Here is a 24,130-nt window from a genome sequence, read left to right as displayed (position 1 = left end):
CCGCGGGATCGGGCCCGTGTCGCTGATCCGCGGGATCGGCCCGGTGTCGCCCCGCCGCGGCAGCGGCGGCCGCGGTCCCGACCCGGCCCCCGACCCCGGCCGGGTCCCGCCGCCGTCCCGCGCCTGCTTCTTGCCCTTGCCGGACGCGCTGTGCCTGCCCACCCTGTGTGTCAGCTCCCACCGGGGCTCGCGTCGGCGGCCCCTGTCTCGTACTCGTCCAGCATCTCGGTGAACGCCCTGGCCACCACTTCCGGGTACTCCATCATGGCCACGTGTCCGGCCGCCGGCAGGGCCAGCAACCGCGAGTTGCGGAATGCGGTCTTCGCCCGCCGCGCCGTCCTGAACGATACGAGTTGGTCGCGCCGGCCGTAGATCAGCAGGGTAGGGGCCAGCACCCGCTCGGCGAGCCGCCACAGCGAATGCTGCCCGCCCAGGGTGTACGCGCCGACGACCCCGCGCGCCGACCGCTCCATGGCGTCCCAGTGGTACGGCAGCCGCATGCGCCTGGCGTACTCGCGCGCGTGCTCCGCGAAGCCCTCGGGGCTGACCCGGCCCGGGTCGCCGTAGCAAAGGCCCAGCACGGCGCGGGTGCGCTGCTCCGCCGTCCAGTCCCGGGTCAGCCGGGCGAAGAGCGCGGTGACGCCGGGCACGGCGAGCAGCGCCGTGGGCATCGCGGTGCGCTGCGGGGGCAGTTCGGGCAGCGCCGGGGAGACGAGGGTGAGGGTGCGCACCAGGTCGGGGCGGAGGGCCGCGACGCGGGTGACGATGGTGCCGCCCAGCGAGTTGCCGAAGAGGTGTACGGGGCCGCGGTCGCCCGCGTCGAGGTAGCGGATGACGGCGCGGGCGTGGCCGGAGAGGGAGTAGTCGCCGTCGTCGGGGGGCGGGGAGTCGCCGAAGCCGGGGAGGTCGACGGCGTCGCCGTCGACGCGGGCGGCGAGCAGGGGGCCGAGGCCGCCCCAGTTCAGCGCGGAGCCGCCGAGCCCGTGCACGTACACCGCGGGCGGCAGTCCCGCGCACGCCGGCGGGTGGTCACGGACGGCGAGGGTGAGCCCGGGGAGCGTCACCTGCCGTCGCGCGACACCGCCCCGGCCTTCGGGCGGAGGGGGCGGGACGGTCCCCGGCGAGCCGTTCGCCGGGGTTGTTTCGTCGCCCGCCAGAGAGGGCTCTGTCGACGGCATGGGGCAATGTTACGAGACAGTCACGCAGTGGTTCATGTGTTCGCGCTCACAAGCCGCCTCGCGGCCGAAAGCGCCCTCTCTTACGCTCGTGTGGAGGGCATCGCCCGAAACTGTGCCCGAAGTCCGGGTGACGAAGACGCGGAGAAGGAGACGACGCCATGGCGGCCGACCCGCAGGATTCGGACACCTTCGACGAGCCCGCCCGCCGTAAGGGCCCGTCCGGGCCCGCGGACGACCCCCGGGGCCCGGACGCCGAGACCCCGGAGGCCGACGCCGCGGAGCAGCGCGCCGAAGTGGAGCAAGGCGACGAGGACGTCACGCCGGGCGAGCGGCACGGCGACGACGTGGACCCCGCGGACGCCGCCGAGCAGGCCCGCGTCGTCGAAGAAGGCGAGGACGAATACCGGTGACGTGCTCTGTATTGCCCCGGTTCGGCCCGGGTCAGGGCCGATGAAATTTCGCGCAGCGACGGAGCGCCTGACGATTACCCGCACGTACGATGGCACCTGCGGTCGGCCCGCCGGACAGGCCCGGCGTCCCGGGGGCGATCATCTCAGGAACCAGGAGGCGCAGTGACAGCCATGGAGCAGGCCGAGACGCGTCCACGCAGTACGAGGCTCCCCCGCCGTGCGCGCCGCAACCAGCTCCTCGGTGCGGCCCAGGAGGTCTTCGTCGCCCAGGGGTACCACTCCGCCGCCATGGACGACATCGCGGACCGCGCCGGCGTCAGCAAGCCCGTGCTCTACCAGCACTTCCCCGGCAAGCTGGAGCTGTACCTCGCCCTGCTCGACCAGCACTGCGACGCGCTGCTCAAGGCGGTGCGCGCGGCCCTCGCGTCCACGTCGGACAACAAGCAGCGCGTCGCCGCCACGATGGACGCGTACTACGCCTTCGTCGAGGACGAGGGCGGCGCCTTCCGCCTGGTCTTCGAGTCCGACCTGACCAACGAGCCCGCGGTGCGCGAGCGCGTCGACAAGGTCAGCCTGGACTGCGCGCAGGCGGTCAGCGAGGTCATCGCCGAGGACACCGACCTGCCCGTCGAGCAGGCGATGCTGCTCGCGGTGGGACTGTGCGGCATGGCGCAGATCACCGCGCGGTACTGGCTGGGCGCCGGCCGGTCCATCCCGCGCGACGACGCCGCCCGCCTGATCGCCTCGCTCTCGTGGCGCGGCATCGCCGGCTTCCCGATGCACGGGGGCCCGGACCAGCCGTAAGGGCCGGCCCCGCAGAAACGTCCGCCGCGGTGTTCGCTGCGGGCGTGCAGGCATCGGTCCCGCGGGGTGTGCACGCCGGGTTAGTGTGCACACGTACATCCAACTGACCGAAAGGGATCAGGCCGTGGAGGTCAAGATCGGCGTGCAGCACGCCCCCCGAGAGATCAGCCTGGAGAGCGGGCAGACCGCCGAAGAGATCGAGAGCGCGGTGGCGGACGCGCTCGGCGGCAAGTCGGAGGTGCTGACCCTGGTCGACGACCGCGGCCGGAAGATCCTCGTGCCGGCGGGCCGCATCGCCTACGTCGAGATCGGCGCGCCCACCGCGCGCAAGGTGGGTTTCGGCGCCCTCTGAGGGCGGATTCCCCCGCTCGCCCAGCTCGTCCGGCCCCCCGGTGTCCGACACCGGGGGGCCGTCGTTTGCCCGCGGATCCATGCGGGTAGATCCGGAGCGTCCGATTCGCCCCAGCAGTGGGGGCCCAACGAAGGGCGGGCGCGAGATGATGATCCTGACAGCCGTGTGTTCCGCAGTCATCGGCCTGGCGATTGCGCTGGCCGCACTCTCCCGCTATCCCGGTCGGTTCCGGCACCGGAACCTGACACTGGCCACCGGCCCCGGGGCCGCCGCGCTCGGCGCCGCCCTGGCCCACACGGTGCTCGGCGCGGGGAACCTGCCGATCGTCCTGCCGGTCGCCGGAGCCTTCGCGGCGGCGATGCTGTCGCTGCTCGTCAAGAACCCGGAGCGGAGCCGCCCCGCGGCGGCGTACCTCGCGGGCCGCCCGGTGCGCTGAGCGGCCCGTGGCCCGTACGAACCCTGAATCTGCGACGACGCACGCGCGCCCGGGCCGCGGGCCGGGGCGCCGCGCTATGCGGAGAGACCCAGCGCCGCCATCCGCTTGGTGTGCGCCTCGGTGATACGCGAGAACATCCGGCCCACCTCCGCCAGGTCGAACCCGTCGGCGACCCCGCCCACGAGCATCATCGACAGCGCGTCCCGCTCCGCCACCACCCGCTGCGCCTGGCTCAGCGCCTCACCCATCAGCCGCCGTGCCCACAGCGCCAGCCGGCCGCCCACGCGCGGGTCGGCCTCGATCGCGCTGCGGACCTTCCCGACGGCGAACGTCGCGTGCCCGGTGTCGTCCAGCACACCGAGCATCAGACCGCGGGTGTCGGAGTCCAGCCGGACCGCGACCTCGCGGTAGAAGTCGCTGGCGATCGAGTCGCCGACGTACGCCTTGACCAGCCCCTCCAGCCAGTCGGACGGCGCCGTCTGGCGGTGGAACTCGTTCAGTGCGGTGGCGAACGGCTCCATCGCCCGCGCCGGGTCCTCGTCGATCTCGGCCAACCGGTCCCGCAGCCGCTCGAAGTGGTGGAACTCGGCCGCGGCCATCGCCGCCAGCTCCGCCTTGTCCTCCACCCCGGGCGCCAGCTTGGCGTCCTCCGCCAGCCGCTCGAAGGCGGCCAGCTCACCGTAGGCGAGGGCGCCGAGCAGGTCCACGACCGCGGCCCGGTACTGCGGGTCGGCGGCGGCCTGTGCCCAGTCCTCGGCGGCTACGCCGGAAGCGGCGGCGGTGTCCCCGGCGTCGCCGGTTTCGCCGGTGTCCTGGGGTGCGGCCTCGTCGGCAGAGGGAGTGTCCATGGAGCGGAATATAGCGGCCCGCAGGGAGCTGGGAAGAGCCTGGTCAGCCCGTGGACTATGAGACATCGCACAACACGGCTGCACGATTTTAGGTAGAGTGGTATAGCGCCCGTCGGTCACGGCGGGTCCCCCATGCCCCGGGCGTGAGCCCGGAGGCGCGTGGGAAGCCTGTATTGAAGGATGCCCGGTCGGTGGCCCGATCGGCTCCGACCCCGACCGCTCTCAGCGGAGCCCGTGCGGCCTGTCCCGCCGTACGCACACCGCCGGAGGGAATTCTCGCGGCTGGAGCGCGCGAGTGACGGTAGAAGTGGTCCCGCGCCGACCCGTGCGGTACGACCCCCGTCCCCCGCCGCTCGCCGCGACCGACAGAAGAGGCAAGCATCCTGTCCACGTTTCGAGACCTCGGGATCCTCCCCGAGACTGCTGAGGCCCTGGAGGCCGTGGGAATCACCACTCCTTTCCCCATTCAGGAGATGACCCTTCCCGTGGCCCTCGCCGGCACAGACGTGATCGGCCAGGCCAAGACCGGTACCGGTAAGACGCTCGGCTTCGGCCTTCCCCTGCTGGAGAAGGTCGTCGTCCCCGCCGACGTCGAGTCCGGTCGCGCCGACACCGGCGCCCTGACGAACGCCCCGCAGGCGCTCGTCGTCGTCCCCACCCGCGAGCTGTGCGTCCAGGTCACCAACGACCTGCTGACCGCCGGCAAGGTCCGTAACGTCCGCGCGCTGTCGATCTACGGCGGCCGGGCGTACGAGCCCCAGCTTGAGGCGCTGAAGAAGGGCGTCGACGTCGTCGTCGGCACCCCCGGCCGCCTCCTCGACCTCGCCGGGCAGCGCAAGCTGGACCTGTCGAAGATCAAGGTGCTGGTGCTCGACGAGGCCGACGAGATGCTGGACCTCGGCTTCCTGCCGGACGTCGAGAAAATCATCCAGCAGCTGCCCGCCAAGCGGCAGACGATGCTGTTCTCGGCCACCATGCCGGGGCAGGTCATCGGCCTCGCCCGGCGCTACATGTCGCAGCCCACCCACATCCGCGCCACCGCGCCTGACGACGAGGGCGCGACCGTCGCCGCCGTCGAGCAGCACGCGTTCCGGGCGCACTCGATGGACAAGCCGGAGATGCTGGCGCGCATCCTGCAGGCCGAGGGCCGCGGGCTGACCATGATCTTCTGCCGTACGAAGCGCACGTGCGCGGACGTCGCGGAGCAGTTGACCCGGCGCGGGTTCGCCGCCGGCTCGGTCCACGGGGACCTGGGCCAGGGCGCGCGCGAGCAGGCGCTGCGGGCGTTCCGCAACGGCAAGGTCGACGTGCTGGTCTGCACGGACGTGGCGGCGCGCGGCATCGATGTCGCCGGCATCACGCACGTGATCAACTACCAGACGCCGGAGGACGAGAAAACGTACCTGCACCGCATCGGCCGCACCGCCCGCGCGGGCGCGTCCGGCACGGCGGTCACGTTCGTCGACTGGGACGAGATCACGCGCTGGCACCTGATCAACAAGGCGCTGGAGCTGGACCTGGAGAACCCCGAGGAGACGTACTCCACCTCCCCGCACTTCTTCGAAGCGCTGCGCATCCCGGAGGGGACGAAGGGCGTGCTGCCGCGCGCCGAGCGCACCCGCGCGGGACTCGGCGCCGAGGAGCTGGAGGACCTGGGCGAGACGGGCGGCGGACGCCGGGGCGCGGGCTCGCGCCGGACGGCGGCCACCGAGGAGCGTCCGAAGCGGACCCGTACGCCGCGGCAGCGCCGCCGCACGCGCAGCGGCCTCCCGGTGGCGGCGGACGCCGCCGAGGGTGCCGCCGAGCCGCGGGAGACCGCGGCGGAGCCGGCCCCGGCCGCGGCGGACGCCGCTGCCCGCAAGCCGCGCCGCCGCCGTCGCCGCACCCGCAGCGGCAACGCGGGCCAGCCGGCCGCGGAGTAGCGCAACAGCAGAACCCTTTCGGGCCCGGGACGTGCGTCACGACGTACGTCCCGGGCCCGAGGTGTGTCCGCCGTGTGTCCGCGAGCGGAGCCGCGGCTCGCGGGGTCGCGGGAGCCATGCGCCGGAGCGGCAGGCGCCCGGTGCCGCGCCCGCCGGAATCCCGGCGCGCCCGCCGGGCCCCCGCCAACGACCGCCGGCCCGGCCGCGACCGCCCAGGGCTCCGACCCGGCGGCGCCGCGAAGCCCGTGCCGCCGGGTGGCCGCACAGCCGCAGCACCCGAGTCCGAGGACGAGGCGACGGCCCGGCCGCATTCGTGCCGCTCCCCCGCCCCCGTCCGCCCCCGCCGGGGAGCGGGGTGGTGGCCGGGGCGCGTACGGCCACGGCTAGGGTCGGGGGATGAGCAAGCCGCCGTTCGTCGCGTTGCCGGGCGGGGCCGAGGCCCTGCGGATCGAGACTCCGCGCGGGGCGTTCGCCGCGCTGCGGGCCGGGTGGCCCGTACACGGGACCGCGCTTCTGCTGCCCGGGTTCACCGGCAGCAAGGAGGACTTCATCGCCCTCCTCGAACCGCTCGCCGCCGCCGGTTTCCGCGTGATCGCCGTCGACGGCCGGGGGCAGTACGAGACCGAGGGCCCCGCCGACGAGGCCGCGTACGCGCAGGACGAACTCGCGCAGGACCTCCTCGCCCTCGCCACCGCGCTCGCCGCCCCCCACGACCCGCCGCTCCACCTCCTCGGGCACTCCCTCGGCGGGCACATCGCCCGCGCCGCCGTCCTCCGCGCACCCGGCGCCTTCGCGTCGCTGACCCTGATGAGCTGCGGCCCCGGCATCGTCTGCGAGGAACAGCAGTCCCGCGCGAAGCTCCTCGGCGACGCCCTGGCGACGTACGACATGGAGTCCGTCTGGCAGGCCATGCGCGCCTTCGACCCGCCCGAGGCCGCCGACGCCGGCACCCCCGCCGACGTGGACGACTTCCTGCACCGCCGCTGGGTCGGCACCAGCCCCGCCCAGCTCATGGCCACCGCCCGGCAACTGTGCGAGGAGCCCGACAGGACCGCGGAGCTGGCCGGCCTGCCGCTGCCCGTGCACGTGCTCACCGGCACGTCCGACTACGTGTGGCCGGTGGCGGAGATGGACGACATGGCGCGCCGGCTCAAGGCCCACCGCACCGTCGTCGACGGCGCCGACCACTCCCCCAACGTCGACCGCCCCGCCGAGACCGCCGCCGCGCTCGCCGCGTTCTGGTCGGCAGAGCGGTAGGGGCAGAGAACCTCAACCGTGGTTGAGGTCAAGTTACGCTGGCGGACATGACGCACCACCTCTCCCCGCGGGCCAGGGAAGCCTCCATCGGCGAGCTGTCCGACCGCAGCGGAGTCCCCCAGTCCGCACTGCGCTTCTACGAGCGCCAGGGCCTGATCAGCAGCCGCCGCACCACCGGCAACCAGCGCCGCTTCTCCCGGGACACCCTGCGCAGGGTCGCGTTCATCCGCGCTTCGCAGCGCGTGGGCATCCCGCTGGCGGCGATCCGCGAGGCGCTCGCGGTGCTGCCCGAGGGCCGTACGCCCACCCGCGCCGACTGGGCGCAGTTGTCGGAGGGCTGGCGCAAGGACCTCAACACCCACATCCGCCGGCTGGAGCGGCTGCGCGACAACCTCACCGAGTGCATCGGTTGCGGCTGCCTGTCGCTCGACAAGTGCGCGCTGGCCAACACCGACGACCGGCTGGGCGAACGCGGCCCGGGCGCGCGCGGCCTCGGGGTGTGAGGCCGCGGTACGCGCTCACGCCTGCCGGAGGAACTCCGTGACGCCGTTGGCGATCTGCTGCACCGCGATCGTCGCCGGCGCCCCGGCCAACTCGTCCGCCGCCGTCTGCGCCTCGCGCCAGCCGCTCAGGTAGTCCACCCCCGGCAGCCACACCACCGCGTCCAGGTCGAACACCTCCTCCTCTTCGAACCCCGCGTCCCCAGGGTCACCCATGTGCCGGATCACTCCTCGATTGCTGTCGTGGCCGAACGCCCTTATCAATCTGCCGAGTTGGGCCAAGGCACGACGAGCGCCCCGGTACCCTCGGCACCGGGGTCGCTCGCGACTCCCAGCCGGGCCACCCTTGCCCGCCGAGGTTCGGGGTGGTCCGGTCATCAGCTCTCTGGTTGCTCCCGGACGACGGGGGAGTTGGTGAGGGCGAGAGCGCCGATCCCCTTACGTCCACGGCACCCCCGCCCGGTCTCGCCGGCGGTGGAGCCTGTGCACCCGCACCGGCACCGGCCAAAGCCCGCCACAGCCACCCGGCCACGCACCGCACAGGAGTTCTCGGCTCGGAGCCCGGGGGACATCGGTAGCGCGGATGGACTCACGACGCCGGTCCCCTGGCATGTCCGTCAGGCCGGGTTCGCATTGCGGTGCCTGCCGGGCCTTTTGCGCCCGGAGCGGTGCGCTTCTCGACCCGGCCGAGGAGGACGAGGACGAGACCTGCGAGTCCCGCTGCGAGGATGAAGGGGAGGAGGGTGAGCAGGTTGTAGGTGAAGTGGCCTGCGGCCAGCGGCAGGGGACGGCGGTGACGCAGGTAGAGCACGGTGCAGGCGGCACCGAGTGCGAGCATCGCCAGGGCCGGGAGACCGAAGTACAGATGCGGGATCGCACGCATCACGCCGATGACGAGCGCGATCTCCCCCACCGGCCGCCGCACCGTGCTCAGCAGCGCCGCGACGGCGCCGGTGGTCACCACCTCTTCCACCACGGAGGACCACAGCATGTGACCGAAGAACAGGCCGGGGCCGTAGCCCTCGACGGTGGTCTGGTCGACCTGCTGAACCGGACCGGGCAGCGTGGAGAGCAGTAGGGCCAGGGGTGCGGCCAGAACGCACGCCTCCAGGGCGAGGGACATCGTTTTGGCGCTCTTGCCGGACCACAGGTCACGTGCCGGCCGGGGCCACAGTCCCCAGTACTGCGGGCTCAGGCCGTGACGACGGCACAGGCTGACGACGAGCCACACCAGCAGCCCCAGGTGCGCCAGCCTGCTGACCACGGCGGCAACGGCGCTTCCGCCCAGGAGCAGCGGCGCCAGGTACAGGCCGAACAGCGCGGCGCCGGTTAAGACCGTTCGCACAGCGGTCGACGGGTCGGTGTTCGGCCTGCCCCGCGTCAGGATGTGCAGCCAGGCCACCACGGCAGTGGTGCACAGAATCGACAGCGACGACACGAACGCCGCCCCGTTCCAACGAGCGCTGACATCCACCCCGCACAGGCTCAGGAACTCCTCCCCCGCGGACCATGCGTACGGGGCCGTAACGACGAACCACAGCACCGCGACCGTGAGGTAGACGCGCACGGTGCAGGCCCACGACCGGCCCGTGAGCGGGCCCGGAACGTGGACTCGGCGGTGCGGACACGTGCCGATCGAAGATGCGATGCCGAGCAGAGGCATAAGTGATGCAGATCCTTGGTGAGGGGAGGAGTGGATGGGGCGAGCCGCCGGAGCCGACAGAACGACGACCCGCCCCGCCCGACCGATTCCCGCGCGGGAGCTACGGCGCAGGGACGGGCGGGGGCTTACCCGGCGATCACGGGTACCGGGGTGGTCCGGGCTATCGAACATCAGGAGGGGTCGGCCTTGTTCGCCAGCCACACGAACACCACCGCGCACGCCGCGAACCACAACGCAACCATCAGTCGTTGCCGCACGACGCATCGCCCCCATCTGCCGGAGCATCACTGTTCGCCGCAGCCGGATCGAGCACCACAGCCCAGACCGTCTTGCCGATCTCACGCTCCTCGACCCCCCACGCAGCCGCAAACTCATCAACCAGGTGCAACCCGAAGCCCCCGTCATCACCGGGCACACGCGGCACCGGCCACACATCCGAGGCGTCATGCACCTCGATACGCACCCCACCGTCCTGACGGACAAACCGCGTAGCGACATCCCGCCCCGGCGACACACCCGCATGCACGACCGCGTTCGTGACCAACTCCGAGACCACCAACACGGCCGATCCCTCGATCCCGGCCAGCCCCCACCCGGCCAACGCCTTACGCAACTGCGCGCGCGCCAGCGCCACACACCGGGGATGCTGCCGCCACTGCCACGTCATCACCGATGGGTCGGAGGTCCGATCGCCCGTTGTCCTCGGCATCACTCATCGCCTCAAAACGTTGGTCTTGGGCCGCCCATCGGGTCCCAGTCGCTCGATCGGCCCGTGATCCATCCTGAGGACACGAAGAGCCCCCAGCTTTCACAGTTGAGTGAAAGTGGGGGCTACGGAGTGTGATTGCTAGAGACCGACCCAAGCTGCCAAGTGATCCAACGTGTCCGGGGTACGCCGGGCCACGTGGACGAGTCCTCTGATCGTCTCGCGTGCCCCCGAGTGATAGCGGGTCTGTTGGGGCGCCAGCCGGCGTGCCTGCTTGATCGACTTCAGGGCGGCTTCGCTGCGCCCCGCTTCCATCTGCGCACGAGCCTGGTCCACGTAGAAGTGCGCGGCGCGGGAGACCGCCCAGTCCCTCGGGATCACCACCCCGGACGCTTCCTTCAACGCCTCCCCGTACTCACGTAGTTCGATGTTGGCCGACACAGCATGTGCCGCAACGTTGGTCGGTCCGAAGGACAGCCAATGCACCTCCGTCGCCTCACCGACACGCTGCGCATGCGTACGGGCCTCGGCGAGGTGGGTCTCTACGGCGCTCCTGTCGCGGGCACGAGCCGCGATGATGCAGGCGCCCAGGTGGAGCTGTCCGGCAACCACCTCCCGCTCTCTCGACGGGGTGGCCTGGCTCAGTAGCCCGTGACCGGACGAGACGAGCCGCCGGCCGATCGTGTACTCACCCTCGCGGAAGTACACGAGCGCACGCATGTACTGGCGCACTGCCCCCAGGAGCGGATCCGCCGCGCGGGCGGCGGCCCAGTCCATGCGATCCAGCGCCACAGTGGACAGGTCGTAGAAACCGAGCTTCACCGAGAGGTCGTGGGCCGTGCGGAAGGTGCTGGACAGTGCGGCCCACAGCTCCGACGACGGCGCGCGGTGCGCAGCCGTGGTGATCTCGGCGATCAGCCCAGGAAGGTCCAGCGCGGCGTCATGGAGCTTCGTGGCTCTCACCTGCTGGCACAGGTTCTCCGCGGCGGCGACGAGTTGGAGGGTCGGCCTCGGATCAATGTCGGGGTCGGCACCCAGGTCGTAGAGATCGAGCGCTTCGCGGATCGGCCGGATCAGCCCGGCGAGTCTGTCCTGCTGGAGTTCGGTCACGTACGGCTGACCCGTGAGGGCGGTCACGTCGATGGCCAACGTACGCGCCACCGTGGCCACCAGGTCGGGGCTCGCCGGCTTGTGGCCGCTCTCGACCTGAGTGAGCAGGCTGTACGAGTACGGGATCTTGTCGGCCAAGGCACGCTGCGTAAGTCCCGCACGCTTGCGATGGTGCGCGATGCGCGCCCCTGTGTGATCTTCGCCGCGAAGGGGCATAGGGCTCCGTTCCGTCACTCCTCCCCCGAAGCTACCCGCCGGGGAGTCGTCTGAGACGGTTTTTCCCGGTTGCGCCACCCCGGCCCCACACGATGAACTGCGCGAATGGCTAGGAACCGCGTGCTTTACCTACTGGGCAGCGCCGCTCCACCCGTGCTCGACGTCGAGGACGTCATCAAACGCGCACAGGCGGGGGGATGGAGCGTGTGTCTCGGACTCACCCCCACCGCCGCCCGGTGGCTGGACGACCAAAGGCCCCGGCTGGAAGGGCTGACCGGGTATCCGGTCCGCAGCCAGTACAAACTGCCTCATGAGCCGGACGTCTGGCCGCCTGCCGATGTCGGCGTCATCGCCCCTGCCACTTTCAACACCATCAACCAGTGGGCCCTGGGGATCACTGAGAAGTTCGTCGTCGGATTCGCGGCCGAGGGGATCGGCAAGAACATCCCCTTGGTGACCATGCCGTGCGTGAACGCAGCCTATGTGCAGCACACCCAGTTCACGCGCAGCATCGAGACTCTTCGCGCCATGGGCGTACACGTCCTCTACGGCGAAGGCGGATTCGTGCCCAACGAACCGGGCAAGGGCCGGCCGGACGCATACCCGTGGCACCTGGCCCTTGAAGCGGCCACGAGACTGATCGTTTGACATGACGGCTACCGCAGGAGCCGCATTCGGCTCCAACCGGGCCCCGGCATCGAACCGGGCACCGACAAGCCGATCTACTGCACCGAAGCTGGTGAGACCGGTTCCAGGCTGAACCTACGCGAACCGCCGATGACTGCCTGACCTGCGAAGAAAACACTGCGTGAGCAGGCCTGACCAGGACCACGCCGCCCTCCTTGATGACCCCGGGTGATCAGCAGCGAATAGCGCATCGTCGCCCACAGCACGAGGTGGATGGCGACGATCGCCGCCCGCACCGCCAGTTCCTCGCGCACCCCGTCCGCGTCCTGCACCGCCAGGATGACGGTCACGATCGCCCCGGGCCCGGCGAGCAGCGGCATGCCCAGCGGTACGAGGGCGGCGTTGACGTCCTTGGTCTGGGTGGGCTCCTCGGCCTTGCCGGTGAGCAGGTCGAGGGAGATCAGCAGGACCAGCAGCCCGCCCGCGACCATCAGCGCCGGTACGGAGACGTGCAGGTAGTCGAGGATCTGCTGCCCGCCGACGGCGAACACCGCGATCACCCCGAACGCGACGGCCGCCGCCTGCAGCGCCATCGTGCGCTGGAGCTTCAGGGGCGGCCCGAGGTGAGCGCGAGAAAGCTCGGTGTGGTGCCGGGCGGGTCCATGATCACGAACAGCGTGACGAAGACCGGGCCGAAGAGGGCGAGATCGAACACGCCAGGAGCTGAAGGCGTCCCGTGCGCATCGAGCCCCGGCGGGCAGCGGTCGTACCCCTCCGGCCCGGCGCCCGGCTAGCGCTTGACCGGGGTCGCGCCCGTGGCGCGGTCCACGATCTGCTCGTAGACCTCCGGGGCCGTCGTGAACTCGCCCAGGCGGCACGTCTTGCGGGCGCCGTGGTAGTCGCTGGAGCCGGTGGCGAGCAGGCCCAGGTCGGCGGCCGTGCCGCGGAGCCTGGCGCGGGTCTCCTCGTCGTGGTCCATGTGGTCCACCTCGATGCCGTCGAGGCCGGCGGCGGCCAGCTCCGCGACGGCGCTCTCCGGCAGGCACACCCCGCGCTTGACCGCCAGCGGGTGGGCGAAGACCGTGACGCCGCCGGCGCCCTTGATCAGCCGGATGGCGTCGAACGGGTCCAGCTCGTGCTTCTCCACGTAGGCCCGGCCGCCGGAGCCGATCCACTCGTCGGTGAACGCGTCCTGCACCGAGTCCACGACGCCGGCCTCGATCATCGCGCTGGCCACGTGCGGGCGGGCGATGGCGCCCTCGCCGGCGATCTCCTGGACGCGCTGCCAGGTGATCGGCACGCCCAGCTCGATCAGCCGCTCGGTCATCAGCCGCGCCCGGCGCACCCGGTCGTTGCGCACGGCGTCGCGCTCGCGGGTCAGCTCCGGCTCCTCGGGGTCGAAGAGGTACGCAAGCATGTGCAGGCTGATGCCGTCGAGGTCGCACGACAGCTCCATGCCGGGGACGAGGGTCAGCCCGTCGGGCAGCGCCTCGATCGCCTCGGCGTGGCCGCCGACGCCGTCGTGGTCGGTGAGCGCGACGACGTCCAGGCCCTCGGCCGCCGCCTTGCGCACCAGCTCGGCCGGAGTGTCCGTACCGTCCGAATCGGCGGAGTGGGTATGCAGGTCGATGCGCACGGACGGTACCTCGCACGGGCTCGGGGTCGCTGGAGGGCACCCAGCTTACGGTCCCGGGCGGCTGTCCAACCGAGAAGGTGCGGCTTCGCGGACGGCCGCCGCGCGGCCCCGGTCAGAGCAGCCGCGGCGACAGCGCCCCGCAGGGCAGCAGCTCGATCTCGGCGCCCGCGTCCCGCAGGTCGGTGAGCACCAGCTCGTCGTAGAGCAGCAGTCCCGACTGCTCCGGCCAGACGACCGCCCACAGCCACAGCCCGCGCGCCTCCCCGGCGAAGACGGCCCGGTCCGGGGGCACGCCGCCGACGTGCCACAGCGGGGTGGGCCGGCCGGCGGCGATGACCTTGGCGTCCGGCGGCTTGTCGGTGCACATCCCCGGCCCGGGGTCGGGCCCCTGCACGCCGGCGAAGCGCGCGCCGAGGCCGACGCCCAGCTCCTCGGCGACGAGGATCAGCTCGCCGGGGCCGCCCAGCGGCCCGGGTCCTGAGCAGGCGACGGCGGTGGCCCGGCCGCCACTGCGGTCGTCGCCCGCGTTGGCGACGCCGGTGAACAGCCAGCCCAGGGGCAGCGGCCACGGCATCCACACCGGCACCTGGGCCCGGTGGACCACCACCCCGAGCGCCTCGACGCTGGGCGGTATGACGGGCTGCATCGGCTGCACGGGTCCGTGCTGCTCACACTGCCACGAGTCGGTGAAGAGACCGGGCGCCCGGACCCGCCCGCCGCACTTCGGGCAACTGGGTTCGCCCCTCATAGGAACTTACGGTCCTCCCCGGCCGCCGCGTCGTCAAGGACGATCACCCGTCCGGGGCCGCCCGGCCGGGCGCCCCGGCGCACGCACCGGCGGCCGCCCCGTGCCCGTACGCCGTGCGCCGGGCGGCCGCGCTACGCGCCCAGCTCCACCCCGCGCCGCAGCGGGTCGCGCAGGTCCGTGCCCGCGGCGAGCCAGCGCTCGCTCAGCGCCGCCGCGCCGTGCACCCGCTTCCACGCGGCCTCGTTCGGCGTCATCGGCAGCAGCGGCAGGAACCGCACCGGCTCCCGCGGCTCCGGCAGCACCACATCGCCGACGAGCCCGCCCGGCTCGGCGACCAGCACCGCGCGGAACGGCGCCCCCGGCCACAGCGGTCCGCCCACCTCCAGCGACGCCCCCGGCGCCACGACGACACCCTCCACCTGCGGCGACGCGGCGAGCACGGCGAGCGGGCGCAACACCTTGTCCGTGTCGGCCCGCCCGGCCCGTACGGTCAGCAGCAGTTCGGCGCGCGGACCGCGCAGCGGGTCGGCCAGCGCCTGCGCGGGATCGGTCATGGGCTGCGCGGACATGCCGAGGGTGGCGTAGCGCAGCAGCGGCTCGCCCTCGGCGGTGGCCGAGGTGAAACGCGCCACCTCGATGCGGTCCGTGCCGATGAAGGTCACCGAGGCCCGCGCGTCCGGGTCGCCGAACGCCCCGGTCAGCCGCCGTTCCACCTGTGCAAGCACGTCGTCGTCCGCCATGCGCCTCAGCCTAGGGCGCCGGGGAACCGTCAACGCGGGACGGCCGATTCACCGGCGGCTGGTAACCTTGCGTGTCGGCTTGATGCGCATCGTACGTACGACGCGGGCACAGCTCCGACACACAGGCACATGAGCAGCACGCGAACGGCTACGACACACACGCCCTTCGACAGGGCCCGGCCGGAGGAGGTGGGGACTGCGGTGGATCCCAGCCGACCTTGCAGTACCGACAGCTCTCCCGCCCGGTCCGGCGCTCGCTGACCTTCGCCGATCTCCCCTCGCAACGACGCGGGGACGTCCAGGTCGACTCCCGGCCGCGCCGTTCGGCGCCCGGCGGCTGAGCACGCGTTATCCCGTCATCATCCACTGACGTGCCGCCGGCGCGCTCAGCGGTGCCCGCTTTGTGGGTGTACCTCTGCGTAGATCCCCATTCCCGGCAGCGTTGGCCCGCGCCCGGCAGGAGCGTGAAGGAGTTCGCCCATGTCGATGATCCGTGACCTGCGAGCCGTCGTCCGTCCCGCCCGCAGGCGCCGCGGCCAGTCCGCGCACAGCTACGACCCCACCCGCGACCCGGCCACCGTCAGCGCCGTCGTCGACTGCGCCGTCTACCGGGGCGGCCGGCGCATCAGCGAACGGCTCTCCCCCGCCCAGGCGATGCGCCGGGTACGGGCCGGAGGCGGCTTCGCCTGGATCGGGCTGCACGAGCCGACGGAGCGCGAGTTCGCCGGCATCGCCCAGGAGTTCGGGCTGCACCCGCTGGCCGTGGAGGACGCGATCGACGCGCACCAGCGGCCGAAGCTGGAGCCGTACGAGGACTCGCTGTTCACCGTCTTCAAGACCCTCCACTACGTGGAGCACACCGAACTCACCGCCACCAGCGAGGTGGTGGAGACCGGCGAGGTGATGTGCTTCACCGGCCAGGACTTCATCATCACCGTCCGGCACGGCGGCCAGGGCTCGCTGCGCGCGCTGCGCGCCCGGCTGGAGCAGGACCAGGAGCTGCTGGCGACCGGTCCGTCCGCGGTACTGCACGCCATCGCCGACCAGATCGTCGACGGTTACATCCTCGTCGCCGACGCCGTCCAGGAGGACATCGACGAGGTCGAGATCGACGTCTTCTCGCCGAGCGACGGCCGCAGCGGGCGCGGCAGCGACGCCGGACGGGTGTACCAGCTCAAGCGCGAGGTGCTGGAGTTCAAGCGGGCCGTCGCGCCGCTGCTGCGGCCGATGCAGTTGCTGTCGGAGCGGCCGATGCGCTTCGTCGACCCGGAGATCCAGAAGTACTTCCGGGACGTCGCGGACCACGTGGCGCGCGTGCACGAGCAGGTGGTCAACTTCGACGAGCTGCTCAACTCCATCCTCCAGGCCAATCTGGCCCAGGCCACGGTCGCGCAGAACGAGGACATGCGGAAGATCACGTCATGGGCGGCGATCTTCGCGGTGCCCACGATGATCGCCGGGGTCTACGGCATGAACTTCGACCACATGCCGGAGACCAAGTGGGAGTTCGGCTATCCCATGGTGCTCACCCTGATCCTCGGCATCTGCCTGGCCATGCACCGCGGCTTCCGCCGCAACGGCTGGCTGTAGGGGTACGGACCCGGGGCCCGGCGGCTACGCTCGTGCCCCATGGAGCCGATCGCCGCCGCCCTCGCAGAAGAGGCCGCCAGGAAGTCCGGGCTCGTGTGGGTCGAGGGCCCCGAGGGCGCCCGGCGCGCGCTGTGGCACATCTGGCACGACGGCGCCGTCGTCCTCGTCGGCGACGGGCCGGCCGAGCAGCCGCTCGACGGGCTCGGGCTGGCCGACGGGGCGGTGGTGACCGTGCACGCGCGCAGCAAGGACAAGGGCGGGCGGCTGGTCGCGTGGCCGGCGCGGGTGGCCGAGCTGGCGCCGGAGAGCGAGGCGTGGCGGGCGGCGGTGGAGGAGCTGAAGGGCAAGCGGCTCAACGCCGTGGACGCCGACCACGTCGCCGGGCGCTGGGCCCGGGAGAGCCGGGTGCTGCGGCTGACGCGGGACGGCGCGGCGGTCGCCGGGGACGGGCTGCCGTCCGGTTCGCTGGCCGCCCCGCCGCCGGCGACCCCGGCGACGACGCGGCGGCCGGCGCCGGCGGCGCTGCCGCGGCTGCTGTTCCGGCGGCGGCGCGGCTGAGGGGGGCGCGGCGCGTACGGCACGACGGGTCCGTACGACAGTAACTACAGGACGGCGGTTCGGCACGGACGTGCGGAACGAGCGGCCGACAGGCGGCGGGACCCGTACGACAGCCTCAAGCCGCCTGCACGCGGGGCCGGTTCAGCTCGCCGAGATCTGCTTCCCGTAGTCCACGACCTCTTCCTTGCGCGGCGCGTTGACCTCGAACTCCTCGTCCCAGTCCAGGAGTCGCAGCTCGCCGGCGTCCCCCGCGCGCTCCAGCAGCAGCGGGTACGGCCGCCCCTCCAGGGCCACCTCCAGGGCCCCGCCCGCGCCGTCGTCGGCCGTCACCCGGATCGTGGTGAAGCCGTCGACCTCGCCGTTGGCCTCCGTGGCCAGCTCGCCGTCGAGCTTCAGCAGCCCGTCGAGCAGCACCTTCATCTCCGTGAAGCCGCTGAGCTGCTTGTACGCGGTGTCCTCCGGCGGCACCTTCACGTACTTGCCGTCGAGCTTCTGCGCCGCCGCCACGTCGGAGTCCGACGGCTCGGCGTCGCCGTCCCCGCCGTCGTCCTGGTGCAGCCAGAACTCGTCGCCGGCCTTCAGGAAGAGGTCCTCCTCGGCGCGCAGCAGCGAGAACGTCATGCCGCCGGTGGACACTTCGCCGACCCCGCCGGCCGCCGACAGCCTCATGTCGAGCTTGACCGGCTGGCCGTTGCTCACCAGCGTGCCCGCCAGCCGCACCGAACTCGCGCCCGCGGCCGCCTTCTCCGCCTTGGACCTGATGCTCCCGGGAGAGAGCTTCCCGACGCCGTTCTCGCCCGCCTCCGGACCGTCCTCACCACAGCCCGCGAGAACGGTCGCGGAGACAGCGAACAGCACCATCCGGAACGCCGATCTCCTCATCACGTGCGGCAGCGTACCGGGCCCCGGGCACCTGGCTTTCCCCGCCCGTGGCACTCGGCCGTACGCTGGTGGCATGGCAGTCACAGAAGAGGCGGTGCGCGCCGCGCTCGCGACGGTGAACGACCCGGAGATCCACCGGCCGATCACCGACCTCGGCATGGTCAAGTCGGTCGAGATCGGGACAGACGGCTCGGTGGCCGTCGGGGTCTTCCTCACCATCGCCGGCTGTCCGATGCGGGACACGATCACTTCACGGGTCACCGACGCGGTCGAGAAGGTCGCCGGTGTGACGTCCGTCACCGTCGAGTTGGACGTGATGAGCGACGAGCAGCGCAAGGCGCTCGCCGCGTCCCTGCGCGACGGCAAGGCGGAGCGCGAGATCCCCTTCGCCCAGCCCGGCTCCCTGACCCGGGTGTACGCGGTGGCGTCCGGCAAGGGCGGCGTCGGCAAGTCGTCGGTGACGGTCAACCTGGCGGCGGCGATGGCGGCGGACGGGCTGAAGGTGGGGGTCGTCGACGCCGACATCTACGGCCACTCCGTGCCCCGCATGCTCGGCACGGACGCCGTGCCCACCCAGGTCGAGGACATGATCATGCCCCCGACGGCACACGACGTGAAGGTCATCTCCATCGGGATGTTCACGCCGGGCAACACGCCGGTCGTCTGGCGCGGCCCGATGCTGCACCGCGCGCTGCAGCAGTTCCTCGCGGACGTCTTCTGGGGCGACCTCGACGTGCTGCTCCTCGACCTGCCCCCGGGCACCGGCGACATCGCGATCTCCGTCGCGCAGTTGATGCCGAACGCCGAGATCCTCGTCGTCACCACCCCGCAGCAGGCCGCGGCCGAGGTCGCCGAGCGGGCCGGGGCGATCGCCGTGCAGACGCACCAGAAGATCGTCGGCGTGGTGGAGAACATGTCGGGCCTGCCGTGCCCGCACTGCGGCGAGATGGTCGACGTCTTCGGCACCGGCGGCGGCAAGCAGGTCGCCGAGGGGCTGACGCGCACGACGGGCGCGGTGGTGCCGGTCCTCGGCGCCATCCCGATCGACGTGACGCTGCGGGCCGGCGGCGACGAGGGCAAGCCGGTCGTCCTCACCGACCCGGAGTCCCCGGCGGGCGCGGCGCTGCGCGACATCGCGGCGCAGCTCGGCGGGCGGCCGCGGGGGCTCGCGGGGATGTCGCTGGGCGTCACGCCGCGCAACAAGTTCTGAGAGGTACGCCCCGGGCCGCCGGGCGCGGGCAGGGGCGTACGCCCCCGGCCCTACGGAGCAGGGGGCGCGGCCCGTACGCGATCCGCGCCCCGGACCGCCGCGGGAAGCTACCCGCGGCGGTCTTCGTACGCCGTGATGTCCTTGATCACCGAGAACCCGAGCCCGTAGGCGCTCATGCCGCGGCCGTACGCGCCCAGGTGCACCTGGTTCTGCGTCGTCCCCGCCAGCACCCAGCCGAACTCCGACTCGCGGTAGTGGAACTGCGTCGCCTCGCCGTCGACCGGGAGCGACAGCGCCGACCAGCCGGACCCCTCCAGGTCGTCGGCCAGCTCCCAGGCCACCGACGTCTGCTGGTCCAGCCACTCCTCGCGGATCTGGCGCTCCATCTGCGTCGGCCAGGTGCACGACAGCAGCCCGGAGCCCGCCAGCCAGGCCGCGGACGACACGGACGTCGCCTCCAGCACCCCGGTGCCGTCCGCACTGCGCCGCACAGGACGGCTCGCGACGGTCACGACCACCGCGAAGCGGTGCTCGCGCATGCCGGCCTCGGCGAGATACGAGGGCATGTCCCCGTGGCCCACCGTGCCGTGGTCGACCGCGCCGTCGCCGCCCCCGGTCGACTGCAGCCAGCGCGGGCCGTCGAACGCGTCGTCCAGCCCGTACCAGGGGAAGGACGCCCGCAGAAAGCTGTCCACCAGGCGTGGCTCGGACTCCTGAACCGTCCCCCCGGGCTCCGCCTCGCTCGTCATCTCCATCAGCGTGGTGCCTCCTCGTGGCCTGGACCTGTCAGTCGGCGGTCGCCCCCCGCCGGGGCGCACGCCCCGCCTGGCACACCGCATGCCGGGCGCTCACCCAGACACACGGGAGGATATCCACCTGCATACGCTAGGACAGGCAGGTGGTCTGATATGTGAGCCGATCAGGTGGCGTCCGCGTCGTACGGCGGGCGCTCGGCCGTGGCCGTGCCCTTGGCCTCACCTGCGGCGTCGCTCTTGGCATCCTTGCCGCCGCCGCTGTCCTTCGTCAGGCTCAGCCGCTTGCCGCCCGCGGCACCGTCGTCCTCGATGTCCCCCACGGTGCGCGCCGCCTCGCCGACCTCGGCGACCTCCTTCTTGAGGTCGAAGCCGTTACGGATCTCCTTCAGACCCAGGTCGTCGTTGTCGAGGAGGTGCTTCTTGGCGAAGTTCTTCGGGTTCAGGTCCTCGAACTCGAAGTCCTTGAACTCCGGGCCCAGCTCCTTGCGGATGTCCTCCTTGGCGCTGTCGGAGAACTCCCGGACCTTGCGGATGAACCGCATCGTGTCCTGGATGACCTTGGGCAGCTTGTCGGGGCCGAAGACGATCGTGGCCAGGATGATGAGAGCGATCAGCTCGAGGGGTCCTATGTCGAAGAACACCTGGCACTCCTTGCTGTCCTGTCCGTCGGCCCGCTGCCGGCAGGTCCGGGCGACTCTCACGGTACCTGGCGACCCGGCCTCCCCGGGAGTACCGCATCGGCCGCGGTGGACTGGTCCACCGCGGCCGATGCGGGTGTTTGGGGCTGTTTGGCAGGGTCAGTCGGTGGAGTCGCCCTCGCCGAGGGTGACGTCGACGCTCAGTTCCTCGCCGTCGCGCTCGACGGTCAGGCTCAGGTCGTCGCCGGGGCTGCGGCTGCGGATCTTGACGATCAACTCCTCGCCGTTGTGCACGGCTTCGCCGTCGACACCGGTGATCACGTCACCCGGCTCGATGCCCGCGCTGTCGGCGGGGCCGCCCGGGGTGACCGGCTCGGTGCCGCCTTCCTCCGCGGAGGTGCCGACCTGGGCGCCGTCGCCGGTGTACTGCATGTTGAGCGTGACGCCGATGACCGGGTGCGTGGCCTTGCCGGTGTTGATCAACTCCTCGGCGACGTCCGCGCCCTTGTTGACCGGTATGGCGAAGCCGAGGCCGATGCTGCCGCCCTGTTCGGTCTGCGGCTCGCCGCTGCCGTTGTCGGCGGCGCGGATGGCACTGTTGATGCCGATGACGCGGCCTTCGAGGTCGAGGAGCGGACCGCCGGAGTTGCCGGGGTTGATGGGGGCGTCGGTCTGCAGGGCGTTGACGTACGAGATGTCGCTGCCGTCGCCCTGCTCGCCGCCGGCGGTGATGGGGCGCTCCTTGGCGCTGATGATCCCGGAGGTGACCGTGTTGGGCAGGTCGTACGGTGCGCCGATGGCGACGACGGGGTCGCCGACGGCGACGGAGCGTGAGTTGCCGAGCGGCAGCGGCTTCAGCCCGGAAACGCCCTTGACGCGTACGACGGCCAGGTCGTAGCCGGCGTCGCCGCCGACGACCTCGGCGGACTTGGACTCGCCGCCGCTGAACGTCACCGTTATGTCGCCGCCCTCCTCGGCGGGCTGCACGACGTGGTTGTTGGTCAGGATGTGGCCGCGCTTGTCGAGGACGAAGCCGGTGCCGGTGCTCTGCTCGGCGGCCCCGCTGACGCGCAGCGTGACGACCCCGGGCAGCGCGGACCTGGCGATCCCCGCGACGCTGCCGGGGGGCCGCTTGCCGCCGTCGTCGGCGGCGGAGGACTGGTCCAGTTCGAGCTGGCCGGGGGTGCCGTTGCGCTCGATGTAGCTGCCGAGGGCACCGCCGATGCCGCCGGCGACGAGCGCGATGACGAGTGCCCCGACGAGGGTCGCCATGCGCCCCTTGCGGCGCTCGGGGGCGTGCGCCGCGTGCGCGGGCGCCCAGGGGTCGTAGCGCTGCCACTGGCCCTGCGGGGCGCCCTGCGGGTGGGTGCCGTAGGGCGCGGTCGCGCCGGGGCCGCCGGGGGGCCGCCCGGGACCGTCGAACCCGGGGGTGCCGGGGCCGGGCGTCCCGGATGCCGTGGGCGGGTGCGCGCCTGAGGGCCGGCCGGAACCCTGGGGCCCGTACTCGCCCGGCGGTACGCCGCCGGGCGGTGCCGCGCCGGGTGCGGAGGGCTGGGCGCCGGGCCCGTACGGCGCACGGGGCCGGGGCTGCGGATGCGGCCCGGGGCCGCCGGGCGCACCGGGGTGGCCGCCCTGCGGGGCGGGGTGGCGGGTGCCGGGGGGCGGGGGCTGACGCGGTACGTCGCCCTCGGCGCCCCCGCCCGCCGCTGCGGCGGGCGCCACGGGCGCGCCGGCCGCGGGCCGCCGCGGGCCCGGTACGTCCCCGGAGGGTCCGGCGCCGGAGTCGGAGATGACGGCGAGCTGCGTGGTGTCGTCGTCCTCCACGCCCCCGCGGGGCCCGGCAGCGGCGGGCGGCCGGTCGGCCACCTCGCGGTGGGCGTCGTCCGACGGCGCGGGACCGAAGCCGCTCGGGTCGCCGGACCGCTCGGGAGCGCCTGTCCGCGACGCGGCAGAGCCGCCGGACCGCCCCGCGGGGCCCGCCGCCGCGGCGGCGTCCGGTGTCTTCGCGGGGTCCTCCGGGCCGGAGGCGGCCGTGCGGTCGCCGACCGGGGGGGCAGCCGGCTGCGAGGGCTCCGCGGCGTTCTGCGGGGCGTCTGCGGGCTCCGCCGGTGTCTCCTCGGGGGTGTCCCGTTCGTCGTGCTGCGGCAGGGCTGCACGGCCGGCCCGGGCGCCCGCCACGGCGGACAGCGCGGCGGGTATGCCCCTGCCGCCCGTCGAGCCGTCGGCACCGGCCTCCGCGGCACCCGGGTACGGCCGTACGCCGACCTCCCAGGGCCGTACCTCCGCACCCTCGGTGCCCGTCGCGGCGGCGGCACCCGCGCCGGGGGCGGGGTCCGTCGCTCCACCGGCCTGGCCCTGCCCCGTGGCGGACGAAGAGGGCTCCGCCGCCGGTTCCGCATCGGCGATCCCGGGCCGGGCCGGGAGCGCACCCGGGTCCGTGCCCGGCCCGTCGGTCTCCGCGGTCCGGTCCCCGGCTGTCGCCGGTCCCGTCGGCTCCGCCGCCCGGGGGCGCGTCGGGAGCGTGCCCGCCTGCGTCTCCGCGGCCGGTCCGCCGGTCTCCGCGGCGCGCGTCGGGGGAAGGTCCGCCGGAAGATCCGCGGCCGTGACCGAGTCGGTGGAAGGGTCCGCGCTCTGCGGGGTCCCGGCAGCTTCCGGTGCGGAGGGGGGCACGTCGGCGACCCCTGCCCGCTCCGTCGCGGACGCGGCGTGGGCCCCTGCGTCCGCCGAGGTGCCGGCCTCCGGGGCCGGCACGGCCGGCTGCCCGCTCGTCGTCACGTCCGGTCCGCCTGCGCGCTGCTCCCCCGCGCTGTCCGCACCCGCGTCCCGCAGCGGTGCCCGGCTGCCGTCACCCGGCCCGCTTGCCTCGGGGGTTGCCGCGCCCCCGGCCGGAGAGCTCTCCGCACCCCCCGGCGGGGGCATCGAGGCGTCCGCCGAACCGCCGTCCGCCGCGCTCCCCACGGGGGACCGGCTCCGGTCCCTGTGGTACTCGTCCTCCCCGTCGCGCCACTCCCGCAGCGCCTCCCGGACCCTGCGCAACTGGTCCACCTCCGGGTCGTACCCCGGGGGTGGGCCCGCGTCCGCCGGCGGGGCCGCCGACGGCGCGGAGGTGTCGGAGTCGGTGGGCGGTCCGGCGGTGTCCGACTCGGCCTCGCGCGGAGGCTCGCCGGGCTCCTGCCTCCACCAACTCGGCTTCCCCTGGTCCATGTTCTCCCCACACGTTCCGCATGCGACTGGGCGCGGACCGTCGCGGCCCGCAGTTGTTGCTCACCCGCCGGGCAGGCCCTAGCGATTCAATCAGGTGCATGCGGTCCGGCGCATCGCCCCGGGGCCGACGCCTCGCCGTC

At 73.0% G+C, this 24,130-nt stretch carries 24 protein-coding genes and 1 pseudogene; 11 read left to right on the top strand and 14 right to left on the bottom strand.

The genetic code is table 11. The features are described from left to right. Window positions 1-170: 170 nt before the first annotated feature. The gene (locus ABGA99_RS07130; protein WP_347576194.1) at window positions 171-1,178 is read right to left on the bottom strand and encodes an alpha/beta hydrolase; all 1,008 of its coding nucleotides are present in this window, start codon (window positions 1,176-1,178) and stop codon (window positions 171-173) included. 158 nt (window positions 1,179-1,336) lie between these two features. On the opposite strand from ABGA99_RS07130, the gene ABGA99_RS07125 reads away from it, so the two are divergent. From ABGA99_RS07125 to ABGA99_RS07110, 4 genes are all read left to right on the top strand, one after another. Then, window positions 1,337-1,588 carry a hypothetical protein gene (locus tag ABGA99_RS07125; RefSeq protein ID WP_347576195.1) on the top strand — a complete coding sequence of 84 codons (252 nt, stop codon included), beginning with the start codon at window positions 1,337-1,339 and terminating at the stop codon, window positions 1,586-1,588. 162 nt (window positions 1,589-1,750) lie between these two features. Beyond that, complete coding sequence (locus ABGA99_RS07120; RefSeq protein WP_347576196.1) at window positions 1,751-2,392, top strand: TetR/AcrR family transcriptional regulator; 642 nt, start codon at window positions 1,751-1,753, stop codon at window positions 2,390-2,392. 124 nt (window positions 2,393-2,516) lie between these two features. After that, window positions 2,517-2,744, top strand: a complete 228-nt coding sequence (locus ABGA99_RS07115) for a DUF3107 domain-containing protein (protein ID WP_347576197.1) — start codon at window positions 2,517-2,519, stop codon at window positions 2,742-2,744. A 148-nt stretch (window positions 2,745-2,892) separates the two neighbouring features. Continuing rightward, window positions 2,893-3,180, top strand: a complete 288-nt coding sequence (locus ABGA99_RS07110; RefSeq protein WP_347576469.1) for a hypothetical protein — start codon at window positions 2,893-2,895, stop codon at window positions 3,178-3,180. Window positions 3,181-3,254: 74 nt separating this feature from the next. On the opposite strand, the gene ABGA99_RS07105 is transcribed toward ABGA99_RS07110, so the two are convergent. Continuing rightward, window positions 3,255-4,028 (bottom strand): ferritin-like fold-containing protein, encoded by a 774-nt coding sequence (locus tag ABGA99_RS07105; protein ID WP_347576198.1) that lies wholly within the window; start codon window positions 4,026-4,028, stop codon window positions 3,255-3,257. A gap of 473 nt (window positions 4,029-4,501) precedes the next feature. Here ABGA99_RS07105 and ABGA99_RS07100 point away from each other — a divergent pair, with 473 nt between their 5' ends. The 3 genes from ABGA99_RS07100 to soxR all read left to right on the top strand — a co-directional run bounded on the left by ABGA99_RS07100 (window position 4,502) and on the right by soxR (window position 7,710). Continuing rightward, on the top strand, window positions 4,502-5,950 hold the full coding sequence (locus ABGA99_RS07100) for a DEAD/DEAH box helicase (RefSeq protein WP_347582327.1): 1,449 nt from the start codon (window positions 4,502-4,504) through the stop codon (window positions 5,948-5,950). Window positions 5,951-6,346: 396 nt separating this feature from the next. Then, window positions 6,347-7,207 carry an alpha/beta hydrolase gene (locus tag ABGA99_RS07095; RefSeq protein WP_347582326.1) on the top strand — a complete coding sequence of 287 codons (861 nt, stop codon included), beginning with the start codon at window positions 6,347-6,349 and terminating at the stop codon, window positions 7,205-7,207. 47 nt (window positions 7,208-7,254) lie between these two features. Next, entirely contained in the window at window positions 7,255-7,710 is a 456-nt protein-coding gene (gene soxR / locus ABGA99_RS07090; RefSeq protein WP_347576201.1) for a redox-sensitive transcriptional activator SoxR, read from the top strand. Between the two features lie 15 nt (window positions 7,711-7,725). Here the strand turns inward: soxR and ABGA99_RS07085 are convergent, their stop codons facing one another. The 4 genes from ABGA99_RS07085 to ABGA99_RS07070 form a co-directional block, all read right to left on the bottom strand. Next, window positions 7,726-7,923, bottom strand: a complete 198-nt coding sequence (locus tag ABGA99_RS07085) for a hypothetical protein (RefSeq protein WP_347582325.1) — start codon at window positions 7,921-7,923, stop codon at window positions 7,726-7,728. Between the two features lie 373 nt (window positions 7,924-8,296). Then, on the bottom strand, window positions 8,297-9,274 hold the full coding sequence (locus tag ABGA99_RS07080; RefSeq protein ID WP_347582324.1) for a CPBP family glutamic-type intramembrane protease: 978 nt from the start codon (window positions 9,272-9,274) through the stop codon (window positions 8,297-8,299). Between the two features lie 337 nt (window positions 9,275-9,611). Continuing rightward, window positions 9,612-10,004, bottom strand: coding sequence for an ATP-binding protein (locus ABGA99_RS07075; protein ID WP_347582323.1), 393 nt, complete (start codon window positions 10,002-10,004; stop codon window positions 9,612-9,614). A gap of 213 nt (window positions 10,005-10,217) precedes the next feature. Then, window positions 10,218-11,402 carry a helix-turn-helix transcriptional regulator gene (locus tag ABGA99_RS07070; protein ID WP_347582322.1) on the bottom strand — a complete coding sequence of 395 codons (1,185 nt, stop codon included), beginning with the start codon at window positions 11,400-11,402 and terminating at the stop codon, window positions 10,218-10,220. 105 nt (window positions 11,403-11,507) lie between these two features. Between ABGA99_RS07070 and ABGA99_RS07065 the strand changes: the two genes are divergently transcribed. Continuing rightward, entirely contained in the window at window positions 11,508-12,050 is a 543-nt protein-coding gene (locus ABGA99_RS07065; protein WP_347582321.1) for a flavoprotein, read from the top strand. 172 nt (window positions 12,051-12,222) lie between these two features. Here the strand turns inward: ABGA99_RS07065 and ABGA99_RS07060 are convergent. From ABGA99_RS07060 to ABGA99_RS07045, 4 genes and pseudogenes are all read right to left on the bottom strand, one after another. Further along, window positions 12,223-12,744: pseudogene (locus tag ABGA99_RS07060) on the bottom strand (MarC family protein); the annotation flags it as partial. A 75-nt stretch (window positions 12,745-12,819) separates the two neighbouring features. Beyond that, window positions 12,820-13,665: a PHP domain-containing protein gene (locus tag ABGA99_RS07055; RefSeq protein ID WP_347576207.1), complete on the bottom strand. Its 846-nt coding sequence runs from the start codon at window positions 13,663-13,665 to the stop codon at window positions 12,820-12,822. A 112-nt stretch (window positions 13,666-13,777) separates the two neighbouring features. Continuing rightward, complete coding sequence (locus tag ABGA99_RS07050; protein WP_347576208.1) at window positions 13,778-14,413, bottom strand: DUF6758 family protein; 636 nt, start codon at window positions 14,411-14,413, stop codon at window positions 13,778-13,780. A gap of 131 nt (window positions 14,414-14,544) precedes the next feature. After that, window positions 14,545-15,153, bottom strand: a complete 609-nt coding sequence (locus ABGA99_RS07045; RefSeq protein WP_347576209.1) for a suppressor of fused domain protein — start codon at window positions 15,151-15,153, stop codon at window positions 14,545-14,547. Between the two features lie 480 nt (window positions 15,154-15,633). Between ABGA99_RS07045 and ABGA99_RS07040 the strand changes: the two genes are divergently transcribed. Beyond that, a complete protein-coding gene (locus tag ABGA99_RS07040) occupies window positions 15,634-16,743 on the top strand; it encodes a magnesium and cobalt transport protein CorA (protein WP_347576210.1) in 1,110 nt (369 codons plus the stop codon). A gap of 39 nt (window positions 16,744-16,782) precedes the next feature. Then, the gene (locus tag ABGA99_RS07035) at window positions 16,783-17,301 is read left to right on the top strand and encodes a hypothetical protein (RefSeq protein WP_347576211.1); all 519 of its coding nucleotides are present in this window, start codon (window positions 16,783-16,785) and stop codon (window positions 17,299-17,301) included. A 141-nt stretch (window positions 17,302-17,442) separates the two neighbouring features. Here the strand turns inward: ABGA99_RS07035 and ABGA99_RS07030 are convergent, their stop codons facing one another. Then, window positions 17,443-18,162 carry a hypothetical protein gene (locus ABGA99_RS07030; RefSeq protein ID WP_347576470.1) on the bottom strand — a complete coding sequence of 240 codons (720 nt, stop codon included), beginning with the start codon at window positions 18,160-18,162 and terminating at the stop codon, window positions 17,443-17,445. Between the two features lie 94 nt (window positions 18,163-18,256). Here ABGA99_RS07030 and ABGA99_RS07025 point away from each other — a divergent pair, with 94 nt between their 5' ends. Continuing rightward, complete coding sequence (locus ABGA99_RS07025; RefSeq protein ID WP_347576212.1) at window positions 18,257-19,393, top strand: Mrp/NBP35 family ATP-binding protein; 1,137 nt, start codon at window positions 18,257-18,259, stop codon at window positions 19,391-19,393. A 107-nt stretch (window positions 19,394-19,500) separates the two neighbouring features. On the opposite strand, the gene ABGA99_RS07020 is transcribed toward ABGA99_RS07025, so the two are convergent. The 3 genes from ABGA99_RS07020 to ABGA99_RS07010 form a co-directional block, all read right to left on the bottom strand. After that, complete coding sequence (locus ABGA99_RS07020; protein WP_347576213.1) at window positions 19,501-20,148, bottom strand: hypothetical protein; 648 nt, start codon at window positions 20,146-20,148, stop codon at window positions 19,501-19,503. Between the two features lie 164 nt (window positions 20,149-20,312). After that, entirely contained in the window at window positions 20,313-20,789 is a 477-nt protein-coding gene (locus tag ABGA99_RS07015) for a sec-independent translocase (RefSeq protein ID WP_347576471.1), read from the bottom strand. A gap of 156 nt (window positions 20,790-20,945) precedes the next feature. Beyond that, entirely contained in the window at window positions 20,946-23,990 is a 3,045-nt protein-coding gene (locus ABGA99_RS07010) for a trypsin-like peptidase domain-containing protein (RefSeq protein WP_347576214.1), read from the bottom strand. Between the last annotated feature and the right edge of the window lie 140 nt (window positions 23,991-24,130).

Source organism: Streptomyces sp. B5E4 (assembly GCF_039871555.1).
In the GTDB taxonomy this organism is placed as follows: Bacteria; Actinomycetota; Actinomycetes; order Streptomycetales; family Streptomycetaceae; genus Streptomyces.
This window is presented reverse-complemented; position numbering and strand designations above follow the sequence as displayed.